Source organism: Flavobacterium anseongense, assembly GCF_021608185.1.
Classification (GTDB): domain Bacteria; phylum Bacteroidota; class Bacteroidia; order Flavobacteriales; family Flavobacteriaceae; genus Flavobacterium; species Flavobacterium anseongense.
In genome coordinates this window covers 11,898-34,570 of sequence record NZ_JAKIHN010000006.1, presented here as the reverse complement: position 1 = coordinate 34,570, position 22,673 = coordinate 11,898, and the positions used below count along the sequence as shown (strand labels likewise).

The following is a 22,673-nucleotide window of genomic DNA, read 5'->3' as shown; positions in this document are numbered from 1 at the left end:
TTCAATTACTTCCCAAACAATCTTTTTATAAAAGATTTCTTTGAGTTACTTCCATCGTCATAACCATAACCATAGCCATAAGCATAGTTATATTTGTAATTGTAACCGTAGCTATAGCCATAACCTTTGTAATTAGAACCAACATTATTGATTACGTAAGCCATATTTTTCAATTTGCCTTTTTCGCTCAAATTCACTGAAAACTCTAATATTTTCTTTGGAGTATAATCGGCTCTAACCACATATAAAGTAGTATCGACTAATTGAGATATTATCAAAGTATCGGTAACCAAAAGCGTTGGAGCGGTATCAATAATAACATAATCGTATTCTTTCTTGGCTTCTGCGATAAGTCTATCTAATCGACCATTGGATAATAACTCTGCCGGGTTTGGCGGAATAGTACCTGATAAGATAATATCTAAACTGGTATCCAATTGATTTTGTTTAACAACATTATGCCAATCGATAGCTGTGTCATATAGATAATCCTGAAGTCCAAGTTCATTTTTCTTTACAGTTAAATAATTATGCAGCTGAGGATTTCTCATATCGGCACCAATTAAGAGCACCTTTTTATTCATTATAGAAAATGAAATAGATAAATTCAAGGCAGTAAATGTTTTTCCTTCACCCTTAATGGTAGAGGTAACCATAATGGTCTGAGCCTTTTTTTCTGTTTGTAAAGGGAAGATATAGGTTAAATTTGTTCTCAAAATCCGGAAAGATTCCCCAAGTAACGACCTGTCATTACTACTAGTAATTCTCTCATCTGAATCGATATGCGGAACTTCTGAAAGGATAACTTTATTTCTGGTTAATTTTAAGATATCCTCTTTAGTATGAAGTTTGTCATCGAGTAAAAAACTTATGTATAAAATTAAAAAAGGAATCAACAACCCAATAAGTAATGCTCCGATGTAGAACGATCCTTTTTTGGGTGAAATTGGAGTGGCATCAGTGAGTGCATAATCTATTACTTTTATGGATGACGCGGTAATCGCTAAATTAACTGCAGCTTCTTCCCTTTTTTGTAAAAGTAGAATGTAGAGTGACTCTTTTAAATTTCGTTGACGCTCAATCGAGTTTAAAATTTTCTCATTGTTTGGGATTGCTCTAAACTTGCCTGTAGTAGTTCTTTTGTTTATGTTGTTTTGAGACAAGGATACCTGCAACTCTCTTTGATACGCTTTGATTGACTCAAGAATATTTCTCTGAAGTTCTTGTAATTTGCTATTATAAATGGTAACATTTGGATTGTTTTCGCCGGCACTTACTAATAGTCTATCTCTTTGTAAAACTATAGTGTTAAAACCAGTTAGCAACTCATTTACATTTGCATTTGCAACGCCAATATTAGTTGGCAACAAACTCAATTTCTTATCTGATTTTACCGTTTGTTCTAATATTTTTGATAAGGCTATTTGTGTTTCAGTTTGAAAAACGTCATTACTTGCTAGAATTTTCCCTGAAGTAGCAGTCGCAGCATCTGACTCAATAAATGTTAATTCATTGCTACTCTTATAGGTTGCTTTATCTGTTTCTATGGAATCTAATTGGCGTTCTAAAGATTTAAATCGATTGTTAACAAATTCAATAGTGTTCTGATAAACCAATCTTTTGTCTGATAAACCATCTGTATCAAACTGCTTTATAACTTCATTTAATATGGCTTCTGAACGGTCTTTATTACTGGCTGATAGTGAAATAGTAAGAATGTCGGAGTTTTCATTTTTGTTTACAATTTTTAAACTATTGGATAACCCAATAACTGTTGACGTAACTGCTGCATGTCTTATTAAGTACTTTCTCCCTGTGAGAGATTCTAAACTAGTCCCGATTTGAAGATTTACCTTAAAAGAGATGCCCTTTACGGATTGAATAGAATTAAACGGGAAAAATTTGTTAACCTCAGCTCCGTTGAAAGTAACAATTTTATATCCGCCTTTTACGATTTCAATTTCAATTGCAAAAGACTTGGTATCCATGGCAATGTCATTACCTAACCATTCAATACTAAAAGGCCTGTTTTTCCAAATCTCAATATTGTTTAAATATCCGACTTTATAATATTGTGTATTAAGGCTCAGATTTCTTACAACCTGCTCTAATAATCTATTCGATCTTAATACTTCAATCTGATTGTCTAAATTTACTTTAGATCTCGACATCGAAGTTAATCCGGAACCCGGTAACACAAAAGTATTCTTTGAATCATCAATAATTTTAATATTAGACCTAGATTCATATATAGGTATGGTGTGTTCTAAATAATTTTTTACAACAAAAAAACATACCAACATAGAAATCAAAAACCAATACCAATAACGCAAATACCTAAATATTTGGTCTAAAATATTAACCTCGTTATGACTGCTGTCTGTTTCTAACTGAATATTTTCCATTAATTATTTTTTTAACAATAAATAAAGTGTCAAACCAAACGAAATGATTCCTAAAGCAGAACCAAGACCGTTTATATAACCGGCCGCTTTAACTCTTGGTCCGTTCGGATTCACAATAATAATATCATTTTGTTTGACATAATAGTAAGGGCTGGAAAACCAATCAGAAGAGGTCAAATCAATGTTGGCATAAGTTCGCACACCATTGACTTCTCTTATTATCATAACATCATTTCGCACGCCGTTTATAGTCAAATCACCTGCTAACCCAATAGCTTGATTTAACGATAAATTCTGTTCATCATAGCTATAAGTACCGGGATTTTTAACTTCACCCAAAACGGTAATTTTACTATTGATTACTCTAACACTAACCGTTGGATCTTTTATATAGCCACCATCATTGAGCATTTTGGCAATCATACTTTGTGCTTCGGTGGTAGTTTTCCCTGCCAATTTCAAAGTGCCTAATATTGGAAATACTATACTACCTTCTTGAGAAACTAAATAGCCCTGAATTCTATAGGTTTCGATGTTTATATTAGTAGCATTTGCTCCTATTTGCATGTTAAAAGGCTCAGCTGATTCTGGAATTAAAGCAGATATTTTTATATATAATATATCGTTGATTTGAATGGAGCTTGGTAAATAATTTATGTATTCTTGTGTCCCGTCTTTTAGATTTTGGTAATATAGAATGTCTTTTTTACTAGCACAAGAAACTATAGTCAGGCAAAATAGTAGTAAGAATATTTTTTTTATCATTATGGTGTAATTTACAATGTGTGTTTTAGCAAGGCTAAAAGCAAACTCTTTTTATGTCGCAAAGCTACAATTTGATTTTATATTTTTAAGTAGATAAATTCATTAATAGTTATTTAATCAATATCTAAGACTTGAAACTGTGAATTCATACTCTTAAATTCGGGTACAATTTTTTTCATTAGAGTTACTATTTCCTGACTTGATCTTTTTTGAGCGGTTTCAATTAGTTCTGCGACAGCTATTTTCACATCTTCAAAATCATCAATAGTATCCTGCCCTATCATTATTTTTGTATTATGGGTAGGTAATGTTTTTGATGTATCATTAAGCAGTTCCTCATATAGCTTTTCTCCTGGTCGTAATCCAATGATTTTAATACTGATGTCTTTATCAGGAATAAACCCTGCTAAACGAATCATCTTTTTGGCCAAATCAATAATCTTAACAGGTTCACCCATGTCAAAAATATAGATTTCACCTCCATTACCCATAGCACCTGCTTCGAGTACTAATTGACAAGCTTCAGGTATGGTCATAAAGTACCTGATAATTTCGGGATGCGTGATGGTAATTGGACCTCCTTCCTGAATTTGTTTAGTAAACAATGGCACTATGGAACCATTAGAACCCAAAACATTCCCAAATCGGGTAGTAATAAATTTAGTGGTAATTTTTTTCTTTGAATTGATAAGATGATAATTCAGGGACTGAACATATTTTTCGGCAATACGCTTACTTGCTCCCATGACACTGCTTGGGTTTACAGCCTTATCGGTTGAGATCAATACGAATTTCTCTATTAGATATTTGCTCGACAAATCGGCTAAATTTTTTGTACCAATTACATTAGTATAAATGGCTTGTGACGGATTTTCCTCCATCAAAGGAACATGCTTGTAAGCAGCTGCATGATAAACAAAATCAGGTTTGTACTTTTCAAAAACTGATTCTAAGGCGTGATAATCCTTTACGTCAGCTAAAACAGTTCTGATTCTAACATCATTTGAAAGTTCCGAAACTTCTAATTGCAGGCTATGCAGCGGTGATTCTGCCTGATCTAAAATAATTATTTTATAGGGACTGAAATTGATAACCTGTCTAACGATTTCACTTCCAATAGAACCTGCCCCACCCGTTATCATTACGGTTTTACCTTTTATTTGTGCTGAAATTTTATTGTTATCTAAAACAATTGGTTTCCTTTCTAATAAATCTTCGATAGCAAAATGCTGAAGCTGATTGGAAATTTGTTTTTGATCTTCCCAATCCGTAATCAACGGAACTGTAAAGACTTTGAAGTTATATTCTAAACATTCTTCAACAATCGCTATGGTTTCTTCTTTTGTCAGACTTTTTTCAGCGATAATAAGCGATTCGGCATTGACCGATCGCAAAATTACATGTATGCTTCTGTTTTGATTAATAATTGGTAAGTCAAGAATACTCTTTGAGGTTTTATCCTGCTTGAATTTATCGACGAAAGCTACAACTTTAAATCGGGATGGTTTTTCTGTTTTCAATGCATTGGCAACCGATATAGCATTAGCATCAGCTCCATAAATAACCGCTCTTATCAGTTGCTTTTTATCTTCAACCTGTAAGTATTTTTCAAAAAAGTTTTTAACCAAAATTCTGAAAAGAAATAGCAATAAAAAGGAAATAACATAGGTAATAAATAATCCTGTTGAAAGAAATAATTTAGTTCCTGCTACAATTTGAAATGAATAGTTAATAACCATTAAGGCCGTGTAAGAGGTAGTTGTTGCCACTAACAACTTAACACCATCTATAAAAGTAGAATGTCTTATTATCCCGCTATAAGTCTTAAAAAAGACAAAAAAAATGGCGTTTACTGCTACAACTATACTATACTGAGATAGAACCGTAATAGTGGTATAAGGCTTTACGTTTAAACTGTGTACAATAACAAAAGTGATTACGCAAGCAACAGCAACGATACTTACATCAATAGCAAAAATAATCCATCTTGGTAAGTAACCAATATTACGGAATCTTTTACTGGATATAGCTCCTTTAAATACCTTAAGAATAGGGTTCATATTTTTTTGCAAACGACAAATTTAAACTAAAATAATCTATTTTTATTTTTAGACAAAAGTATTATTTAAAAAATTGATAAAGTGCACTTGCGATTCTTCCTTTTTCATCTTCATTCAAATTAGAACCTGATGGCAGACACAAACCATTTTCGAAAAGCTTTTCTGAAACTTTTCCACCATAATAAGGATAGTTAGAAAATATTGGCTGCAAATGCATAGGTTTCCACAATGGTCTTGATTCAATATTCGAACCTTCGAGTGTAAGTCTTAATTCTTCTCGTGTTTTTCCTAATTTATCCGAATCAATGACAATACAGGTCAGCCAAAAATTAGAATAAAAATCAGCATTTGGTTCATGAAAAATTGTTACGCCTTCGATATTTTTAAAGAAATTAACATAAAAATCATGCATATTGCGTCTCAGTTTTATATGCTTTTCTAAGACTTCCATTTGCCCTCGTCCAATTCCGGCACAAATATTACTCAACCTGTAATTGTAGCCAATTTCAGAATGTTGATAATGTGGTGCGTTGTCTCGAGCCTGAGTTGCCAAGAAAACGGTTTTATCTTTTATTTCTTTTGAATGCGTTACCAAAGCTCCACCTCCGGAAGTAGTAATAATTTTATTGCCATTAAATGATAAAACGCCAATATCGCCGAAAGTGCCACACTTTTTCCCTTTGTATGTACTCCCTAATGCTTCGGCGCTGTCTTCGAGAATTGGAATTTCATATTTTTGGGCTATCGCTTTGATTTCATCAACTTTAAAAGGCATTCCGTATAAATGAACCGGAATGATGGCTTTTGGTTTTTTCCCTTTTGAAATTCTGTTAACAATTGCTTCTTCCAAAGCAATAGGACACATATTCCATGTATCAATTTCACTATCGACAAAGACTGGAGTAGCACCCAAATATAATATCGGATTAGCCGAAGCTGAAAAAGTAAAACTTTGACATATTACTTCGTCACCAGCCTGAACTCCAAGTAAAATCAGTCCCAAATGAATAGCTGCTGTTCCCGAACTTAGTGCTGCAACGAACACATCATCGTTTTGGAAATTTTCTAAATCCTGTTCAAAACCACTAACGTTTGGACCAAGAGGAGCAACCCAATTGGTATCAAATGCTTCCTGAACATATTTTTGTTCGGTTCCACCCATATGTGGAGAAGAGAGCCATATTTTTGAATTCTCCATTCTAAAATTTAATTTTTGTTAAAGAACAAATTGTTTTAATTATAATTTTTACATCCTCTACTAAATAATTTCCATTATTGTAATAGTCTAAATTCATTTTTACTTTATCTCTAAAAATCACCTCATCATTGTATTTCTTAGGATTTGCTTGTTGCTGTAGAATGTATTCTTCATCAACATATTTAAGCGAAGCCAAACTTGTAATTCCTGGCTTTAAATTCAAAATCTTTCTTTCATCTCCTTTCAAGGTGTCATAATATCCGGCTATATCAGGTCTTGGCCCAACAAAACTCATATTTCCAATAAACACATTCCACAACTGCGGCAATTCATCAATTTTGTATTTTCTCAAAAAAGCTCCAAAACCAGAAATACTATCATCAAAAACTTTTACAGTTCGCAATTTATAAATCGTAAAGATTTTGCCATATTGTCCAATACGTTCCTGCGCAAAAATTCCGTTTGCATTAGTATTGATACTGCACAAAATCCATAGTAGTATCAATAACCAAGATAAAAAAAGCAAAGCTATGAATGAAAAAAAAATATCAAAAATTCGTTTTAGCATCTATAATCTTCCTTTTGACAAATAATAATCAATACAAAGTTGTGGATATTTTTCTGTTTTCATCTGATTAATCACTTTATCAATATCGTGCAGATAACTTTTCAATTCTATTTTTTTAGTGTTTGAATCGTATTTTAGATAGCAAGACTGGTTAATATTCTGTCTGTTTTGACCAATACTTCCGGTATTGTATAATTTGAAATTATCTTTTACCCTAAAAAACTGTTGATGAGAATGACCAATGATGTAATTTTTGTCAATATTAATTTGAGACATATCAGTATCTGCAAAAATGTATTGATTCCCTATTGTATGCTGCACTGTGTAATCTTCAACTTGAGTCTGCATTCCATAACCTCTAATTTCTTTAATCAAAGTTTTATCAAAATTCTGATAACAATGTCTGAAAAAAGTCTGTGCTATGTTATTAGTTCCATCATAACTTCCATCAATGAAGTACTTCTCGTGATTGCCTTTTAGTAACGTACAATTGGGAATATCTTTTAAATAGTTGATGCAGTCATTTGTCCAAGGACCGTAATTAACAACATCACCATGACAAACAAACAAATCTGTTTGCGATTTTTCAATTTCAAATAGTTTTTCGAGTGCAATTAGATTGCCATGTACGTCACCAAAAATTATAATTTTCATAACAGCATCTTCTTAATTCCTTCTGAAATTGATATTTGTGGTTTCCAGTTCAATGCTTCAAAAGTCTGCTTCGGATTAAAATAAAATGATTGTCCGGTTTCTTTTCCGGTATATTCAATAACACACTCAATATGCTTTTGAATTTCTTCTGCTATTTTCTTGTTTGAAACAGAAATTCCTGTTGCTCCAAGATAAGTATGGTTATTTCCATTCAAAGCACTTGCCAGACAAAGGCTAACAGCATCATCAATGTAGATATAATCCTGTTCTCTTTCTCCTTCACCAAACAATGTGATTTTCTTATCGGTTTTTGCCGAAGCAATTATTGTTGGAATAAAAGAACTGTTGTTAATCCCTGATCCATAAATATATGACAGACGAACAATCGAAAAATGAGACATAGTCTTTACAATAAATTCACCTGCCAATTTAGATTGTGCATACAAACCCGGATTATTGAAGGGAGAATTTTCAGTGACAATTTCATTAGTATTTCCATATACATTGGTACTGGAAACATAAACCATTTTTGAATCATTGAATTTCAATGAGTATTTGTATAAAATCTCATTTATTTCCAACAATGCTGAATGTGAACTTGCATAATTTCCAGATAGATAAAAGATAAAATCTGGTTTTAATTTGGAGTTAAGAAACTCTTCGTTGGTAAATAATTCAGCTTCCTTATTGATTTTATCTTTAGCAGCATTATAAACAGCAGCAACTTTAAAATTATGGTCCAAAAGCTTTTCAACTAATGCACTTCCTAAAAAACCATTGGCACCAACTACAACTGCTAATTTCACTTTTTACTGTTTTAGGGAAAAATTATAAAACTTCGGATTTAGGTTTTCAAATTCGCCATTTTCTTTCAGACTATTGAATTCTTTTTCGTCTACAAAAAGGTCAGACCAAGTTCTCAGAACTATACCATTATTTAATTCGGGGGCTTTTACTTCTTTTCCAAATAAATAATAAAGCAGTAAAGCTTCAACTTCATTAAATCCAAAAAAATGTCTTAGCGGAGTCGTTCCACTAAAACGAGCATTAATTTCAAAAATTACGGGTTTTCCATTTAATATTCTGAACTGAAAATTAACAGGTCCGTCAGCATTGAGTTTTTCGGCAATTGGAATAATAAAAGAATCGTATTTTGAAGTTTCGGCATCGCGATAAGCGCGATAGGTGTTGCCATCTCTTAAATCACGTTTCAGTGTTACCACTACTTTACATTTTCCATTAACAACGACACAGCCCGAAGTATATTCTCCTTCTGATTCGGAAAGATATTGCTGCACAACCAAATTACTTTCCGGATGATAAATCTCCATCAATTCATCATGATTGTGTATTTTCTTAATTCCCAAGGACCGTGCACCGTCAAAAGGTTTGGCAAACAAAGGAAATCCAAGTTTTTGTTCAATTTCTGTCAACTTACTTTTATCATTTGCCATTACCGAAAAAGGAAATGGGAAGTTGTTTTTTTCTAAAAAAGCTGCTGTCAAAAATTTATCATTTGCTATATCTATAACTTCTTCGCTGCTTACAATCACTTTGCAATTGTATGCTTTTATGAAATCATCCTTGTACTTTGCTAAAATTGGCAATTCAACATCGGTTCCAACCAAAACAGCATCGATTTTATGTTCAACTATGATTTTTTTAATTGCACTAATGTATGAGCTTTCACTAACTTTTGGAATTGTTAAGGCATAATCGCCTAACCAATGCCCGGAAGAGCGCGGATCAGGATCTGCAGTGTATATCTTTTTATCAAAATCTGCAATCTGTAACAATCGCAAAATTCCTTGCCCAAGTAAGGCTCCGGCTCCGGTAACTAAAATGTTTTTTCTCATATATTCTTCATGTGCGAATCATCAAAACGTGGCATTGTAACTTGATCCTCTGGTGAAATACCAGATGCTCCAACAACTTTCTGAATGGTTTTAAAAATAATTTTTATGTCTAAAATAAAAGACTGATGGTCAACATACCAAACATCATATTCAAATTTCTGATCCCAACTAATGGTATTTCTTCCATTGACTTGAGCCCATCCCGTAATTCCTGGTTTTACTTCGTGTCGTCTGTTTTGAAATGGAGTGTAATACTCAAGATAAGCCGGCAGTAATGGTCTGGGACCTATCAAACTCATATCTCCTAACAAAACATTGATCAATTGTGGTATTTCGTCTAAAGAAGTTTTGCGAACAAAACTACCTACGGCAGTTAGTCTTTTTGAGTCTGAAAGTAATTGTCCATTAGCATCTTTTTTGTCGTTCATCGTTTTGAACTTAACAATTTTAAAAATCTTACCGTTCTTTCCGGGACGCAATTGAAAAAAAAACGGTTTCCCATTATTAGCAATAATGAGTAAAATGGTAATTAGTAAAAATAAAGGCGACAGTAGTATCAAACCGATTAAAGCGGCGAAGGTATCGGCTAAGGGTTTTACTATTCTAGTGTACATTCTTTTTTTGGCAAAAATAACTATTATTTAGTGTAATTAAACAAATAACTGACAACCGCAAACTAATCTAAATTCCTATACTCCTCCAAAATCGCTTCCCAAACAACTTTTTGTTCATAACGTGACACTATCATTTGTCTGGCATTTGATTGTAGTTTTTTGAAATAATTGGCATCCGTTAGCAGCAATTCCATTTTTTCAATGATAGCTGATGTATTCTTTACCGGAATGATGGTTCCGTTTTGGCCTTCAACAATAATTTCATTACAACCATTTATATTGGATACAATTGCTGGTAAATCCATCGCTCCAGCCTGCATTACCACATTGGGAAATCCTTCTCGGTAACTTGGGAAAACCAAGGCGTCTGAAACAGCCAAATAAGGACGCACATCGCTCTGAAAACCAACAGTTATAATAGCTTTATTATTTTGGATAATGGCAAAAGTTTCAGAAGTTAACGGATCTAAATCGGATTCATAATCTCCCACTAAAAGTAGTTTTGCATTGGGATATTTTTCATTTACTAATTTGAACGCTGCTATCATTTCATTCATTCCTTTATCGGCTACCAATCTGCCTACAAATACAAATACAAAATCTTCCGATTCAATATTCAATTGTTTTTTTAATTTAGCATTTTGAGCATCACTAAACAATTCCTGATTAAAATAAGCCGTGTCAATACCGTTAGAACTTCCGTTAGCAATTACCTTCAACTTAGAAATCGGACAATAGTTGTTCTTTGTTATAATGTCCAACAATCCATATGAGTTGGGATATACTTTAGTGGCACAGCTGTAGGTTAGTTTTTCTACAAAATCTAAAAGTTTTCGTTTAAATCCTTTGGATTCCAGTAGAGGTAATCCGGCAACAGTATGAAATCTGTGAGGCACACCGGCTAATTTTGAAGCCAGCATTCCAACTATTCCTGCTTTTGGTGTATGCGTATGAACAATTAATGGCTTTTCTTTTCTAAAAAAAAGAGAGAGTTTAATTACCGCTATAAAATCACTTATTGGTGTTATTTTTCGGGACATTTCGAGGTGAAATGTTCTGATGTTTTCTTTTTCACCAATCTTATCCAAGTACTTTTTATCAGATGAAACAGCAATAACATTATAAAAAGTACTCATATAACGAAGTTGCCCATTCAACAATTTATCTAATGAGATAGGTACAGTAGTAATGCGAATAAGCTTTGGTTTTTTCATCTAATCCTTTAAATTTTTAAGTGTTATACCTTGCTTAATTACTAAAAGAAAAGCTACTAGCAAAAAGGGCTGAAACATCATTTTGGTTCGCATAAAAATACCCAGATTAGCGTATCGTTCAACATATAATATACTGGCGATAAAAGTAAATAAAAATACGACTTTCATTTCTGGCGAATAGATTATTTTAGAGTAAAATCGAAGGGCAAAAAACAAGGCAGTAGCGCAAATAATGAGATAAATTAAATTCTCCATACTGGCAAAAATGGCTAACAACGAATGCGCATCGTAAAAAAGCGGACGAAAATGAAACGAAAACCATTTGTAAAAGTAATTATAATCCAACATAGGCACATATGACCCGGAATGTTTGAATGACAAAATAGAATAGTCATTGAAATAGCTAATTCTTTTCCAATTCCAATACTTGATATTGGTAGTTTGAAATACGATATACAATAAAAGTAAAACTCCCGAAAAAGTAATTGAGGCTATGGCAATTCTTTTTTTAAGAGCATATTTTTTTTGAAATAGCAAGGCTATAGCAAAAGCAGTAAGTAACATCAATGCTACATGAGGGCGAATAATAAGAACCGCTATACTTCCCGCTATAAAAGAAAAGGTATTATACTTTTGTGCTGTAAATCCATAAATAACTGCAGCTATTCCCCAAAAAACGATTGGCTCTTTACCAATAACTGATGTCCAAACATGAAGGTTTGGCAGAAAAAAAAGCAAGTATAAAAAGTTAAATCCTTTATAAGTGAATTTATCTTTTACGACAAACTCCGACCATTGTACCCATTTTAAAATTCCAAAGAAACCGATAAGGCCATATAGTAGAAATCCACTCCAAAAAGGAAATCCTAATTTAATGAAAGGATAATTTAAAAACACTATGAATTTAGCACCGTAGTTGGCAAAATCCAGCCAGGAATAGTTATTTATGTCTAGTGTTTTTCCCCAGTATAAATGAGCGTCACTTGCCGTTTTTGATATTCTGAGTTGATATGAAAAAACAATAAAAATTAAATGATAGGCAAATAATACAGTATAAATTTTATACGATTTTGAGAACACTAAATAGCGGTTAGTTTCCATTATTTGAGTTGTGAACAGTTATCGCTTATTTGTTTCATGGTCAAACTTTCCATTCCGTAAGTTTCCCTGCAATTACTAAAAACAGTTATTATTTCCTGAAGTGCTTTTAGTGCATTAACCGTATCTATACCAAAGTTGTGAGGATGCCACCATAAGTGATAGACTTCTCCATTTTTGGCAGCGTGTATTATTTCATTTTTAATTCTGATTAACCTTGTACTGTTTAAAAATTCGAATTTGTGCTGTGGTCTTAAAAACCGACTTGCATTTTGACAAACAACTCCTTCCGATTTTATACTGTCTGCCGAATATGATTTTTTACCTATCGGCAAATAGGCATCACCGGTACGAGCTAATTTTGAAAATAGGGTTTCGGGTTTTGTAGTATCCCAATACCAGGAATCCGGGTTGGTTCTAACGGTTTCTAAATGATACTTTGAGCAAATATCTAAATAAGCTTTATTGTATTGATTTCTTGGAAAAACTAGTGAATATAATTCAACATTGAATTTTGTAGCCATCTTTACAGCTTGAGCCAAATCAGCGTCGAATTGTTCAATAGTTTGACCTTTTTCTAAACAATAATAATGGGAATAAGTATGTGTTCCGATTTCTTGACCTTTAACACTTTTTATTTGTTTAATCAGATTGGGAGCAAAAAAAAACCGATCGAATCCGCTTTTTTGATATTTCAATCCATAGTTATATGGATCTAATTTTTGATTATCATAATTTGGAATAGCTTTCGGAATATTGACATTCCATTCGTCCCAATTTTCATTAAAAAGCATGCCGACTGTAGCCCAAGTTACATTGATGTTATTCTTTTCAAACAGTGCTAACATTTTAGGAATGGCTGATAAAGTATTGTCAAAATAGGCAACTCTATCACTAATTTGGATATGGTCAAAAATGCCCCATACCAATTCAAAATCGAGTGAGATTACTAAAGCTCCTTTTTTCATGCTTAAAACTTATAAGTTAACTGACAACCGTTTGTGCATTCTTCTTTTGCATCTGCAACCATTTTTCATTGGCTAAAAAATAATAAATAACAAAAAAACCAAAATACATTACCATCGCCTTTTGACGCATGATGATACCTAAATTAGACATGACAAAGGTCATAGCGAAAGAAGTGGTTAAAAAAGTGATTGCTGCCATCTTTACCATTGAAGGTGCCCTGCGAATAAACATTAAAAAACGTCTATTCAAAATTTTAGCAAAAAGAAAAAGATAAATTAAATTCTCCAGAGAACTGAAAATACCTAGAACACTCGGAGAATCAACAAACAAAGGACGGAACCAAAAGGTAAAAAACTTAAAGGGCAAAGGGTAATTAGACATGTCAACACCAGAGCCAGCTTTCTCGTATAGTCCTTCCGCTCTTTGTACGGAAAACTGTTCAAAATCATCTACTATATTCTCTGAATTCTGTAAATCAGCTACTGCTAAAATTGAATTGCTAGCTGCAATTAAAAAACCAATTGAAGCTGCTATAACAAGAATTTTTACTCCGGCACTCAATTTTTGTCTACCTGTAATAAGACCAACCATAACCCCAACTAACACAAAGAACATGATATGTGGGCGAACCATATACACAAAAAAACTACCTATTAATAGCGCTATAATTCTTTTTTGCGGAAATCGGACAGCATACACAAAAACCATTAATCCCATAAAAATTATAGAACCTTTACCTAAAGATACAGTCCAAAAATGCATGTTAGGTAAAAAAAGTAAGAGTGTTAATAAATCAAAACGCTTGAATACCTTAACGTTGATGGTAATATTTTCTTTAAAAAAGAGATAAGCATAAACAAACCCAACATATCCCATCCAGGCACAAATAAGCATTACACTCATATAAGAAATCCCAAGAGATGTAAACGGAACTGCAAAAAAACTAATAAACTTTGTACCCGGAACAAAAAGAAGTGGCCACAAGTCCTGAGACTCGGATGCAACTTTAAAATATAATTTCGAATCTGAAGGATTAAAAAGTGCATAAACGTAGTAAATGCCAAAAAAAGCGAGGTGATACCAATATAATTTTCGCATTAAAGATTTATCAAAAAAAAGATGTTTTTTCGATAAATTACCCAACAGAAAATTATTGGCAAAAAGCAATATAAAAAAAACTAATACAAAATCTATCATCTAAAATAATTCTAAATCTCCTAAACTATAACCCCAACTATTAATGGAAAGAGCTTTATTAATAAACTCGGTATCTTCTGTAATTGGCTTAAAGGTTAATTTGGGTCCAAATTTTCCAAATATTCTTAATCTAAAAATATTTTTATCGGCAACTGTTATCAGAAAACATCTGTTTTTCATGGCTTGCTGAACTATTACTTTTCTGATAGCATCCACATTTGTATTTGGACTAATAATTTCAGCAACTCTCAATTCCTTATAAAACTTATGTTTTTTTACGTATAGCGCTACATACCAATCTTTTGTCGAAATAACAAAATAATGCTGTAGCGGGTTCTGTTCAAAACGCCATCGCAAATAAGCGGCTGATTTAGGTGTAAAGATGACACTTTTTTTAGACATATTGTGATTATGGATAACACAAATTTCATCTAATCTATCTGTATGAATTTGATTCTGATTGGCAGCTTTTTTTGAAAAAAAAGCAGTTAATGAATACAATACCGTTGGAACAAGCGCAATGGGTATAGCGTCAACAACTTGCCATCCCATTTTCAAATAACCCGGTCGGCTTTTATCATTTGGCGTATTAAAAATAAATGTTTCTGATTTCAACTTTACAATTTCTAATGCTTCTAAAGTTAATTTTTTGAATATTCCTTTACCTTGGTGCTCCGGATGGGTTGCTGTATCTACGGCACGGTAAGCAATCCAGGTTGTATCTTTGAGTTGCCAGCGCCATTGCATAAAAGCCCTTACACCAATCAGCTGTTCATTTTCAAAAGCCAATAATACTTCGGAAGTACCAAAGGGATTTTGGTGGTGCTTAAAATCCCAAACTGTCTCTGATTTCTTTACAAATCCTTCACCCAAACTGGATTTTAAGAGTTCGACAATTGCCGGTTTATCATCTGAAGTTGCTTCCCTGATTATCATTCACTAAATTTTTTGTAATATGATTCTAATTGATTAATCATCACTCCAATACTAAAACATTCTGTTACTCTTTTTCTTGCCTGTGATTGGAAAAAAGCCAGTTTATCTTTATTGGAACTCAATTCAAGTAATGCCGATGATAACTTCTCATATTCTTCTACTGAAACCGTAATACCATCTTGCCCGTTTCTTATTACCTCTTTTATACCGCCAGCATCAGTTGTAACAATGGAACATTCCATACTCATGGCTTCTAATAAAGCGATTGGCAATCCTTCAAAAGAGGAGCTCATCATAAAGATGTCCATCGCTTCAAAATAAGGTTTTACATTAGTCTGCAATCCGGCGAAAAACACTTTTCCTTTCAATTGCAGTGCTTCATGTTTGGCAAATATCTCCGGTTCCAAAGTTCCTGCACCTATAATAATTCCGTAAATGTTTGAGTCTTTTTCGATTGCGGCTGCCATAATTTCAAGCCATTTGTCTAATCTCTTTTGAAATCTGAAAACGGCAACCGTTCCTACGACTATAGCATCAGCAGGAATGTTGAATTCTTGCCTGATTGTTATTCTTTCTGTTTCATTTCTTCTTTGAAAACTATCCGTATTTACACCATTTAAAATAGTCACACAAGGAATTCTAGGCTCTATGTTTTTCAAAATTGACTGAGTAACGTCTTCGGAAACACCAATACCTAAAGATTGGGAATTAAAAGTCAATTTATTAATATACCGAGTTACAAAGTGATAGCGTTCCTGCATATTATGCTCGGTATATAGCGTTGGAATTTTAGTTATTTTGTGTACAAGGCGGCTCACGAATCCTGCCCACGGTAAATGAGCGTGTATTATTTGGATGTTATTTTCTTTACAATACTTTATAATTTTGGGGTATTGCAAAAACAACTGGATATTATTATTTGCAGAGAATCGAGTTACCTTCCCTCCTGCATTTTCAATAGCTTCTACCATCTGATTTTTCCATGGCAAAAAATAAATATAATGGAATTCAAATTGTGATTGGTCATGACGCTTCAATGTCTCAGGTAATAACATTTCAGCACCACCACGACCTAATGACTTAATAATATGCAGTACTTTAATTTTTTTCAAAACGTTATTTTTTATTTAAAACAGGTAATTCTTTTAATAAAAAATCATCGAATAGTTCAACTCCTTTTTGATTCAAATGGTGTTCATCATAAAAATGTAAACTATCCACTAAGTTTAATTTACCGTTAAAGTTGTAATACTTACCATAAGTCTTCATTTTGTTATCGAAATACTCATTATTTGTATGTGATTTATAAAGTTGGCTCGTAATAGGGGCCTGAACCAAGACATAAGAAATATTCATAGCTTTTAACTTGTCTAAATTCCTTTTAAAGGCATCAAATTGCTCTACTTTAAATTCCCAATCACTTTTATTCTTTAGGCTTTTAAATCCTTTAAAATAAAGACTATTTCGTTCTACAAATCCTCCTTTAACATAGGTATCATACTTCTTAACAATTTTTTCCTTGTAATTTTTATTTAGATGAAAAATATCCCTAAAAAACCCATAAATCATGGTGTTATATACCTTGATGTTATTTAATTCCAGAGCCATTTTTATAGTTTCGCTGTCATTTTCATCATTTGAAATAATATCTAGCGCAGATTCGACACCATCCAAAGCAAAGGTACCTGGGTATACTTCGTAAACTACCAATTTGGGTTTAAGTTTGTCTAAATATCTGTTTAATAAAAGTTCTGTTTGTATAGGAGTCTGCGCACTTGAGCCCAAATTAAAGGTTTTTAATCCATGCTTTTGAAATATTCTTGGATCAAAACCTCTGTAAGCATGTGAAGATCCGAGAAAAAGGACATCAACATTTTTATATTCATTAATTTCATTAACTCTGGAAAATAAATGACCGTTAGAACCTCTTTTATAGGATAAATTTTTGCTGAGAACCTTTGGCATAAAGAGTCCAAAGCCAATAATAAAAACAACATATACGAAAGCTGTAAATGCAATGAACTTCATCAAAGAGCCGAGAAAAAAAATAATTCTGTTTTTCATAGCATTTAAAATTGAAAATAAATAAATGGCGTTTCTTCAGTATGCATATACATCAGGATTAAACAAATTAAACCTGAATAAAACGCCCATCTTAAAGGTCTTTTCCAATTGATTCCTATAGTTTCTAATGCAAATTGTTGTTCTCTCCATCTCCATTCCATAACCAAGAAGAACAAAACCAATATTATCGTTACAATTGCATCAGTTCTTCCTATAAAAACAGGCACTTTAAATAGTGAAGTAGAAAATATTCCCTTTAAATATAGCAAGGCATCTGAAACAGATTTAGCTCTGAAAAATATCCAGGCAATCACTGTTAATCCAAAAGTAATTACAATAGAAAAAAGTTCACTAAAAGTTGGGAATAGTTTTCCCTTGGCAACAATTTCTATGTTATTCCTATTGGTATTAAATATTATTGAAGGCATTATATAAATTGCATTTAGCAATCCCCATACAATAAATGTCCAATTGGCTCCATGCCAAAAACCACTTACAAGGAAAATAATAAACGTGTTCCTTACTTTCATCCAAAGGCCTCCTTTACTTCCACCCAAAGGAATGTATAAATAATCTTTAAACCATGAAGATAAAGAGATATGCCAACGTCGCCAAAATTCAGCTATATCTCTGGAGAAATAAGGGAAGGCGAAATTTCGTAATAAGTCTATTCCAAATAATTTTGCAGTTCCTAACGCAATGTCTGAGTAACCTGAAAAATCACCATAAATCTGAAATGTAAAAAATAATGCTCCTAATACTAATGCGCTTCCGGAATACTGCGTTGGATCATCAAAAAACATATTGGCAAAATGGGCACAACTATCGGCTATTACCACTTTTTTAAACAATCCCCATAAAATCTGACGAAGGCCTACTACGGCTTGGTTATAATCAAACTTACGTTCTTTCTTTATTTGAGGAAGCAAGTGTGTTGCTCTTTCGATTGGTCCTGCCACTAATAGTGGAAAAAAACTAACAAAAACAGCATAATCAATAAAATTCTTTTCGGGTTTAATCCTATCATAATAAATATCGATTACATAAGATAATCCGTGGAAGGTATAAAAAGAAATCCCGACCGGTAAGATTACTTTTAATGTCCAGAAATTAGTTTGAAGACCAATTGCAGACAATGATTCGGCAAGAGATTCGGCAAAAAAATTATAATATTTGAAAACACCTAAAAACCCTACATTGACTATTATACTCAGCCAAAACCAAAACTTTTTTTCTGGTTTGCTTTTAGCATCTCCCATTTTAATTCCTGTTATGTAATCCAAAAGGATTGAAAACATAAGTAAAAAGAGAAATCGCCAATCCCAACATGCATAAAAAAAGAAGCTCGAGACTAATAACAATCCATTTTGAAAGACTAATTTTTTATTCGTAACAAACCAATATAAGAGAAATACAATTGGTAGGAAAATAAAAAAATTGATAGAATTAAAAAGCATTTTTTATAAAGGTTTAATTTTAAATTTTTGTGAATCTAAATTAGAGATATTAAGTACTAATATTATATCTTAGAATAATCCTAACTTAAATAGTTTTTGTTTTAAGCTTTCTTTATTTATTGAATAGAGATATTTAACAAATTTGAAAAAATCACAGCTCCTTGTTTATTTAAATGATCACAATCATAATAGAGTTTTTGCTGATTGATATTGTCAAAAAAATCAATATAAACAGCATTGTAATCTTTTATAATTTTTTCAATTTCGAAAATATCCTTTTGTCTAACATTCTCATCTATCATTGCTCGAAATTTAGGATGACATGGCATAGTTATGACATAAGTTTTTATATTTTTTTTCTTTAACAATTCCAACATAGATTTGAAAACCTTTAAATTTTTAACTCTCTCGTCTTTTCGGGTTATATTTTGATTAAAAACATCCGCTCTACTTTTTACAACATTATCGTTAAATTTTTTGGGATTTGTACCTGTGTAACCGAGCCAACCATTATGAATAGTATCTGTAAAAGAAACCCCATTTTCAGCTTTAAAATTTAAAGTAGGCTTTTCATTTTTTAAATTATAGATACTTCTTTTGATATCATATTTTAGCATTGAAAAAGCAACTTTAGGTGTATATCCTAACCAGAATCTGGATAATTTAGTTGCATATTCAATATTTGTATCTATACCATAATCGTAATAAACCCAATTATTTCTTATTCCATCATCTGAGAAATAAAGTGTATGGTAATCTATACTGATAATGGCTTTTTTTAAATTTGGTAAACTATTTATAACTTTCTCTAAAATTAAATAATCATGTAACAATGGTTGATTTACCATCGCCATATTATAGGATTCCATACTTATATATGCTGGATTAATACCATAATTGGCATGAGAATTCCCCAAAATCAATACTTCAACTTTATCTTTGTTCTTATAAAGACCATTTATTTTTTCTTTATAATGGGTATTGACCGTTCTCAAATAAATCTCAAAAAATATTGAAACCAGAATAAATGGTGAAAGGAAAATAAATAACTTAATTAAAAACTTTTTCATAATCTAAAATTGAAAATAGATAAATTCCTGACTTTTACCAGTTAATATAATTATTGCCAAAATGATAATATAATAAAAACTATATCTAATCCATTTTGACTTTGAAAATATTTTTTCGATAGCATATCTGTTTTCTCTACCTAACCATTCTATTGAAATAAAAAAGATTAATAAACAAACTATGATTTCAAAATCAGCCAATACTTTTATATTGGGTAAAGTAAATAATGTTTTTGAAAAAATACGTTTGATGTAGTCTAAAGCGGCGGAAATGCTTTCCGCCCTAAAAAATATCCAGGCAAAAACCGTTAATCCAAAAGTAAATAATATTGATAAGAATTCTTTCACAGATGGGAAAACACGTCCTTTCGCAACTATCTCCATATTATTTCTGTGGGTATTAAAAATAATAGAAGGCATAATGTAGAGAGCGTTAAGTAAACCCCAAACAATAAAAGTCCAATTGGCGCCATGCCAAAAGCCACTGACCAAAAAGATGATGAATGTATTTCTTACTCTCATCCAAGTACCACCTTTACTCCCACCTAATGGTATGTATAAATAATCCTTAAACCACGAAGATAAAGAGATATGCCAACGTCGCCAAAATTCAGCTATATCTCTGGAGAAATAAGGGAAGGCGAAATTTCGTAATAAGTCTATTCCAAATAATCTTGCAGTTCCTAACGCAATGTCTGAGTAACCTGAAAAATCACCATAAATCTGAAATGTAAAAAATAGCGCACCCAGCACCAAAGAACTTCCTGAATATTGAGCAGGATTTTCAAAAAATATGTTAGCAAAATGAGCACAATTATCAGCAATTACTACTTTCTTAAATAATCCCCATAAGATTTGTCGAAGTCCATTCACGGCTTGATCATAATCAAACTTACGTTCCTTCTTTATTTGAGGAAGCAAGTGTGTTGCTCTTTCGATTGGTCCTGCCACTAATAGTGGAAAAAAACTAACAAAAACAGCATAATCAATAAAATTCTTTTCGGGTTTAATCTTGTCATAATAAATATCGATTACATAAGATAATCCGTGGAAGGTATAAAAAGAAATCCCGACCGGTAAGATTACTTTTAATGTCCAGAAATTAGTTTGAAGACCAATTGCAGACAATGATTCGGCAAGAGATTCGGCAAAAAAATTATAATATTTGAAAACACCTAAAAACCCTACATTGACTATTATACTCAGCCAAAACCAAAACTTTTTTTCTGGTTTGTTTTTAGCTTCACCCATTTTAATTCCTGTTATGTAATCCAAAAGGATTGAAAACATAAGCAAAAAGAGGAATCGCCAATCCCAACATGCATAAAAAAAGAAGCTCGAGACTAATAACAATCCATTTTGAAAGACTAATTTTTTATTCGTAACAAACCAATATAATAGGAATACAATTGGCAGGAAAATAAAAAAATTGATAGAGTTAAAAAGCATACAAATGGATTAGGTTGATTTTTGGCTAAAATATACTTTTTCAAATGCTTTGGCAAGGTAGTCATTACTAAACTTTTGCAAAACTTGCTGATTTGCATTGGTTATCAGATTTTTATTATCGCTTTCTACAGCTTTTAACATACTAGCTACAAAAGCTTCCTCATCATTTTTGGGAACTAAAAAACCGGTAGTATTGTTTGAAATAATTTCTGAAATTCCACCAACATCATAAGCTATGGTAATTGTTTTGACATACATTGCTTCTAATAAAACACCTGGCAAACCTTCAATGATACTTGGTAAAACCAAGGCATTAGCTTTATGAATATAATCCGTTGGATTAGACACAAAACCATAAAAGCTTACTTTTTCAGCAATACCTAAAGTCTTGGAAAGCAATTCTATTTCTATACGTTTTGGACCATCACCTAGCAAATGTAGATGTGACTCTGGTTGCTTTTCCAAAAACTGCTTAAAAATTCGCAACAGTCCTTCATGGTTTTTCTCAAAAGTAAAACCGCCAACATGTATAATATGAAAACGGGCATTTTCTCCGCCTTTCCATGCTACTTCCTGAAAAGCAATATTTTCAATACCGACAGGAATAACTATTGATTTAGATGTAGTTTCCGGAAAAAGAGTATTGAGGTCTTTTTTAGAATGTTCAGAAACTGAAATAATGCTAGTTACTCTTTTATAAAGTTGTTTATTAATCCATTTTATTATTGGATTTTTAATATACAGACTTACCATGCTGGCATTTCGGGCAATAATTGGCTGATTCCATTTAAATAGTAATTTAGATAAAACTGCATATTTTAATGTATCTCCGGCATTACACTGTATAATATCCGGTTGATGTTGTTTGATTAATTCAGCTATTTCTTTCCATCCATCATAATCCGTCCAACGTTTAGATATAGGTCTGTTTAGCAGCACTATTTCACCTTTAAAAGGAAGCGTTTCATTACCCGGAAATAAGGCAATCAATATGACTTTGTGTCCCAATTTTTCCAGATGATCAGACAATTGACAGGCGAACATTTCTGCTCCCCGTAATTGTGGTTTTTGTATGAATTGAAAAATGGTCATAAGCTTC

Annotated in this window: 20 protein-coding genes; all 20 read right to left on the bottom strand. The window is 32.3% G+C overall.

Translation table 11 applies throughout. The features are described 5' to 3' along the window. Positions 1-5: 5 nt before the first annotated feature. A complete protein-coding gene (locus tag L1S35_RS09495; RefSeq protein ID WP_236399935.1) occupies positions 6-2,405 on the bottom strand; it encodes a GumC family protein in 2,400 nt (799 codons plus the stop codon). 3 nt (positions 2,406-2,408) lie between these two features. Further along, a complete protein-coding gene (locus L1S35_RS09490) occupies positions 2,409-3,170 on the bottom strand; it encodes a polysaccharide biosynthesis/export family protein (RefSeq protein WP_236399932.1) in 762 nt (253 codons plus the stop codon). A gap of 113 nt (positions 3,171-3,283) precedes the next feature. Further along, positions 3,284-5,230 (bottom strand): polysaccharide biosynthesis protein, encoded by a 1,947-nt coding sequence (locus L1S35_RS09485; protein ID WP_236399929.1) that lies wholly within the window; start codon positions 5,228-5,230, stop codon positions 3,284-3,286. 61 nt (positions 5,231-5,291) lie between these two features. Then, positions 5,292-6,428, bottom strand: coding sequence for a DegT/DnrJ/EryC1/StrS family aminotransferase (locus L1S35_RS09480; protein ID WP_236399927.1), 1,137 nt, complete (start codon positions 6,426-6,428; stop codon positions 5,292-5,294). Between the two features lies 1 nt (position 6,429). Further along, on the bottom strand, positions 6,430-6,996 hold the full coding sequence (locus tag L1S35_RS09475; protein WP_236399925.1) for a sugar transferase: 567 nt from the start codon (positions 6,994-6,996) through the stop codon (positions 6,430-6,432). Beyond that, the gene (locus tag L1S35_RS09470; protein ID WP_236399923.1) at positions 6,997-7,650 is read right to left on the bottom strand and encodes a metallophosphoesterase family protein; all 654 of its coding nucleotides are present in this window, start codon (positions 7,648-7,650) and stop codon (positions 6,997-6,999) included. It abuts the gene before it with no gap. Next, positions 7,647-8,456, bottom strand: a complete 810-nt coding sequence (locus tag L1S35_RS09465) for an NAD-dependent epimerase/dehydratase family protein (RefSeq protein WP_236399920.1) — start codon at positions 8,454-8,456, stop codon at positions 7,647-7,649. Before L1S35_RS09465 ends, L1S35_RS09470 begins: the two co-directional genes overlap by 4 nt. A gap of 3 nt (positions 8,457-8,459) precedes the next feature. Next, on the bottom strand, positions 8,460-9,506 hold the full coding sequence (locus L1S35_RS09460; protein ID WP_236399918.1) for an ATP-grasp domain-containing protein: 1,047 nt from the start codon (positions 9,504-9,506) through the stop codon (positions 8,460-8,462). After that, positions 9,503-10,120, bottom strand: a complete 618-nt coding sequence (locus tag L1S35_RS09455) for a sugar transferase (protein ID WP_236399915.1) — start codon at positions 10,118-10,120, stop codon at positions 9,503-9,505. The genes L1S35_RS09460 and L1S35_RS09455 overlap by 4 nt, the downstream gene beginning before the upstream one ends. Before the next feature lie 62 nt (positions 10,121-10,182). Continuing rightward, positions 10,183-11,334, bottom strand: coding sequence for a glycosyltransferase family 4 protein (locus L1S35_RS09450; protein WP_236399909.1), 1,152 nt, complete (start codon positions 11,332-11,334; stop codon positions 10,183-10,185). Beyond that, positions 11,335-12,435, bottom strand: coding sequence for a hypothetical protein (locus L1S35_RS09445; RefSeq protein WP_236399904.1), 1,101 nt, complete (start codon positions 12,433-12,435; stop codon positions 11,335-11,337). Next, positions 12,435-13,400: a polysaccharide deacetylase family protein gene (locus L1S35_RS09440; RefSeq protein WP_236399901.1), complete on the bottom strand. Its 966-nt coding sequence runs from the start codon at positions 13,398-13,400 to the stop codon at positions 12,435-12,437. The genes L1S35_RS09445 and L1S35_RS09440 overlap by 1 nt, the downstream gene beginning before the upstream one ends. Before the next feature lie 16 nt (positions 13,401-13,416). Beyond that, positions 13,417-14,598: a hypothetical protein gene (locus L1S35_RS09435; protein WP_236399898.1), complete on the bottom strand. Its 1,182-nt coding sequence runs from the start codon at positions 14,596-14,598 to the stop codon at positions 13,417-13,419. Then, on the bottom strand, positions 14,599-15,534 hold the full coding sequence (locus tag L1S35_RS09430) for a GNAT family N-acetyltransferase (protein ID WP_236399895.1): 936 nt from the start codon (positions 15,532-15,534) through the stop codon (positions 14,599-14,601). It abuts the gene before it with no gap. Beyond that, a complete protein-coding gene (locus L1S35_RS09425) occupies positions 15,531-16,646 on the bottom strand; it encodes a glycosyltransferase (RefSeq protein ID WP_236399892.1) in 1,116 nt (371 codons plus the stop codon). Before L1S35_RS09425 ends, L1S35_RS09430 begins: the two co-directional genes overlap by 4 nt. 4 nt (positions 16,647-16,650) lie before the next feature. Beyond that, on the bottom strand, positions 16,651-17,598 hold the full coding sequence (locus L1S35_RS09420; protein ID WP_236399889.1) for an SGNH/GDSL hydrolase family protein: 948 nt from the start codon (positions 17,596-17,598) through the stop codon (positions 16,651-16,653). Positions 17,599-17,603: 5 nt separating this feature from the next. Beyond that, positions 17,604-19,055: an MBOAT family O-acyltransferase gene (locus L1S35_RS09415; protein WP_236399887.1), complete on the bottom strand. Its 1,452-nt coding sequence runs from the start codon at positions 19,053-19,055 to the stop codon at positions 17,604-17,606. A gap of 116 nt (positions 19,056-19,171) precedes the next feature. Beyond that, positions 19,172-20,125 (bottom strand): D-alanyl-lipoteichoic acid biosynthesis protein DltD, encoded by a 954-nt coding sequence (locus L1S35_RS09410; protein ID WP_236399885.1) that lies wholly within the window; start codon positions 20,123-20,125, stop codon positions 19,172-19,174. A 3-nt stretch (positions 20,126-20,128) separates the two neighbouring features. After that, a complete protein-coding gene (locus L1S35_RS09405) occupies positions 20,129-21,574 on the bottom strand; it encodes an MBOAT family O-acyltransferase (RefSeq protein WP_236399882.1) in 1,446 nt (481 codons plus the stop codon). 9 nt (positions 21,575-21,583) lie between these two features. Beyond that, positions 21,584-22,666: a glycosyltransferase gene (locus tag L1S35_RS09400; protein ID WP_236399879.1), complete on the bottom strand. Its 1,083-nt coding sequence runs from the start codon at positions 22,664-22,666 to the stop codon at positions 21,584-21,586. Between the last annotated feature and the right edge of the window lie 7 nt (positions 22,667-22,673).

Coding starts and splice junctions, on each gene's coding strand:
- L1S35_RS09420 (WP_236399889.1), bottom strand. CDS start 17,598: ATGAAAAACAGAATTATTTTTTTTCTCGGCTCTTTGATGAAGTTCATT.
- L1S35_RS09485 (WP_236399929.1), bottom strand. CDS start 5,230: ATGAACCCTATTCTTAAGGTATTTAAAGGAGCTATATCCAGTAAAAGA.
- L1S35_RS09460 (WP_236399918.1), bottom strand. CDS start 9,506: ATGAGAAAAAACATTTTAGTTACCGGAGCCGGAGCCTTACTTGGGCAA.
- L1S35_RS09455 (WP_236399915.1), bottom strand. CDS start 10,120: ATGTACACTAGAATAGTAAAACCCTTAGCCGATACCTTCGCCGCTTTA.
- L1S35_RS09435 (WP_236399898.1), bottom strand. CDS start 14,598: ATGATAGATTTTGTATTAGTTTTTTTTATATTGCTTTTTGCCAATAAT.
- L1S35_RS09450 (WP_236399909.1), bottom strand. CDS start 11,334: ATGAAAAAACCAAAGCTTATTCGCATTACTACTGTACCTATCTCATTA.
- L1S35_RS09430 (WP_236399895.1), bottom strand. CDS start 15,534: ATGATAATCAGGGAAGCAACTTCAGATGATAAACCGGCAATTGTCGAA.
- L1S35_RS09445 (WP_236399904.1), bottom strand. CDS start 12,435: ATGGAAACTAACCGCTATTTAGTGTTCTCAAAATCGTATAAAATTTAT.
- L1S35_RS09410 (WP_236399885.1), bottom strand. CDS start 20,125: ATGAAAAAGTTTTTAATTAAGTTATTTATTTTCCTTTCACCATTTATT.
- L1S35_RS09415 (WP_236399887.1), bottom strand. CDS start 19,055: ATGCTTTTTAATTCTATCAATTTTTTTATTTTCCTACCAATTGTATTT.
- L1S35_RS09480 (WP_236399927.1), bottom strand. CDS start 6,428: ATGGAGAATTCAAAAATATGGCTCTCTTCTCCACATATGGGTGGAACC.
- L1S35_RS09475 (WP_236399925.1), bottom strand. CDS start 6,996: ATGCTAAAACGAATTTTTGATATTTTTTTTTCATTCATAGCTTTGCTT.
- L1S35_RS09405 (WP_236399882.1), bottom strand. CDS start 21,574: ATGCTTTTTAACTCTATCAATTTTTTTATTTTCCTGCCAATTGTATTC.
- L1S35_RS09495 (WP_236399935.1), bottom strand. CDS start 2,405: ATGGAAAATATTCAGTTAGAAACAGACAGCAGTCATAACGAGGTTAAT.
- L1S35_RS09440 (WP_236399901.1), bottom strand. CDS start 13,400: ATGAAAAAAGGAGCTTTAGTAATCTCACTCGATTTTGAATTGGTATGG.
- L1S35_RS09470 (WP_236399923.1), bottom strand. CDS start 7,650: ATGAAAATTATAATTTTTGGTGACGTACATGGCAATCTAATTGCACTC.
- L1S35_RS09400 (WP_236399879.1), bottom strand. CDS start 22,666: ATGACCATTTTTCAATTCATACAAAAACCACAATTACGGGGAGCAGAA.
- L1S35_RS09490 (WP_236399932.1), bottom strand. CDS start 3,170: ATGATAAAAAAAATATTCTTACTACTATTTTGCCTGACTATAGTTTCT.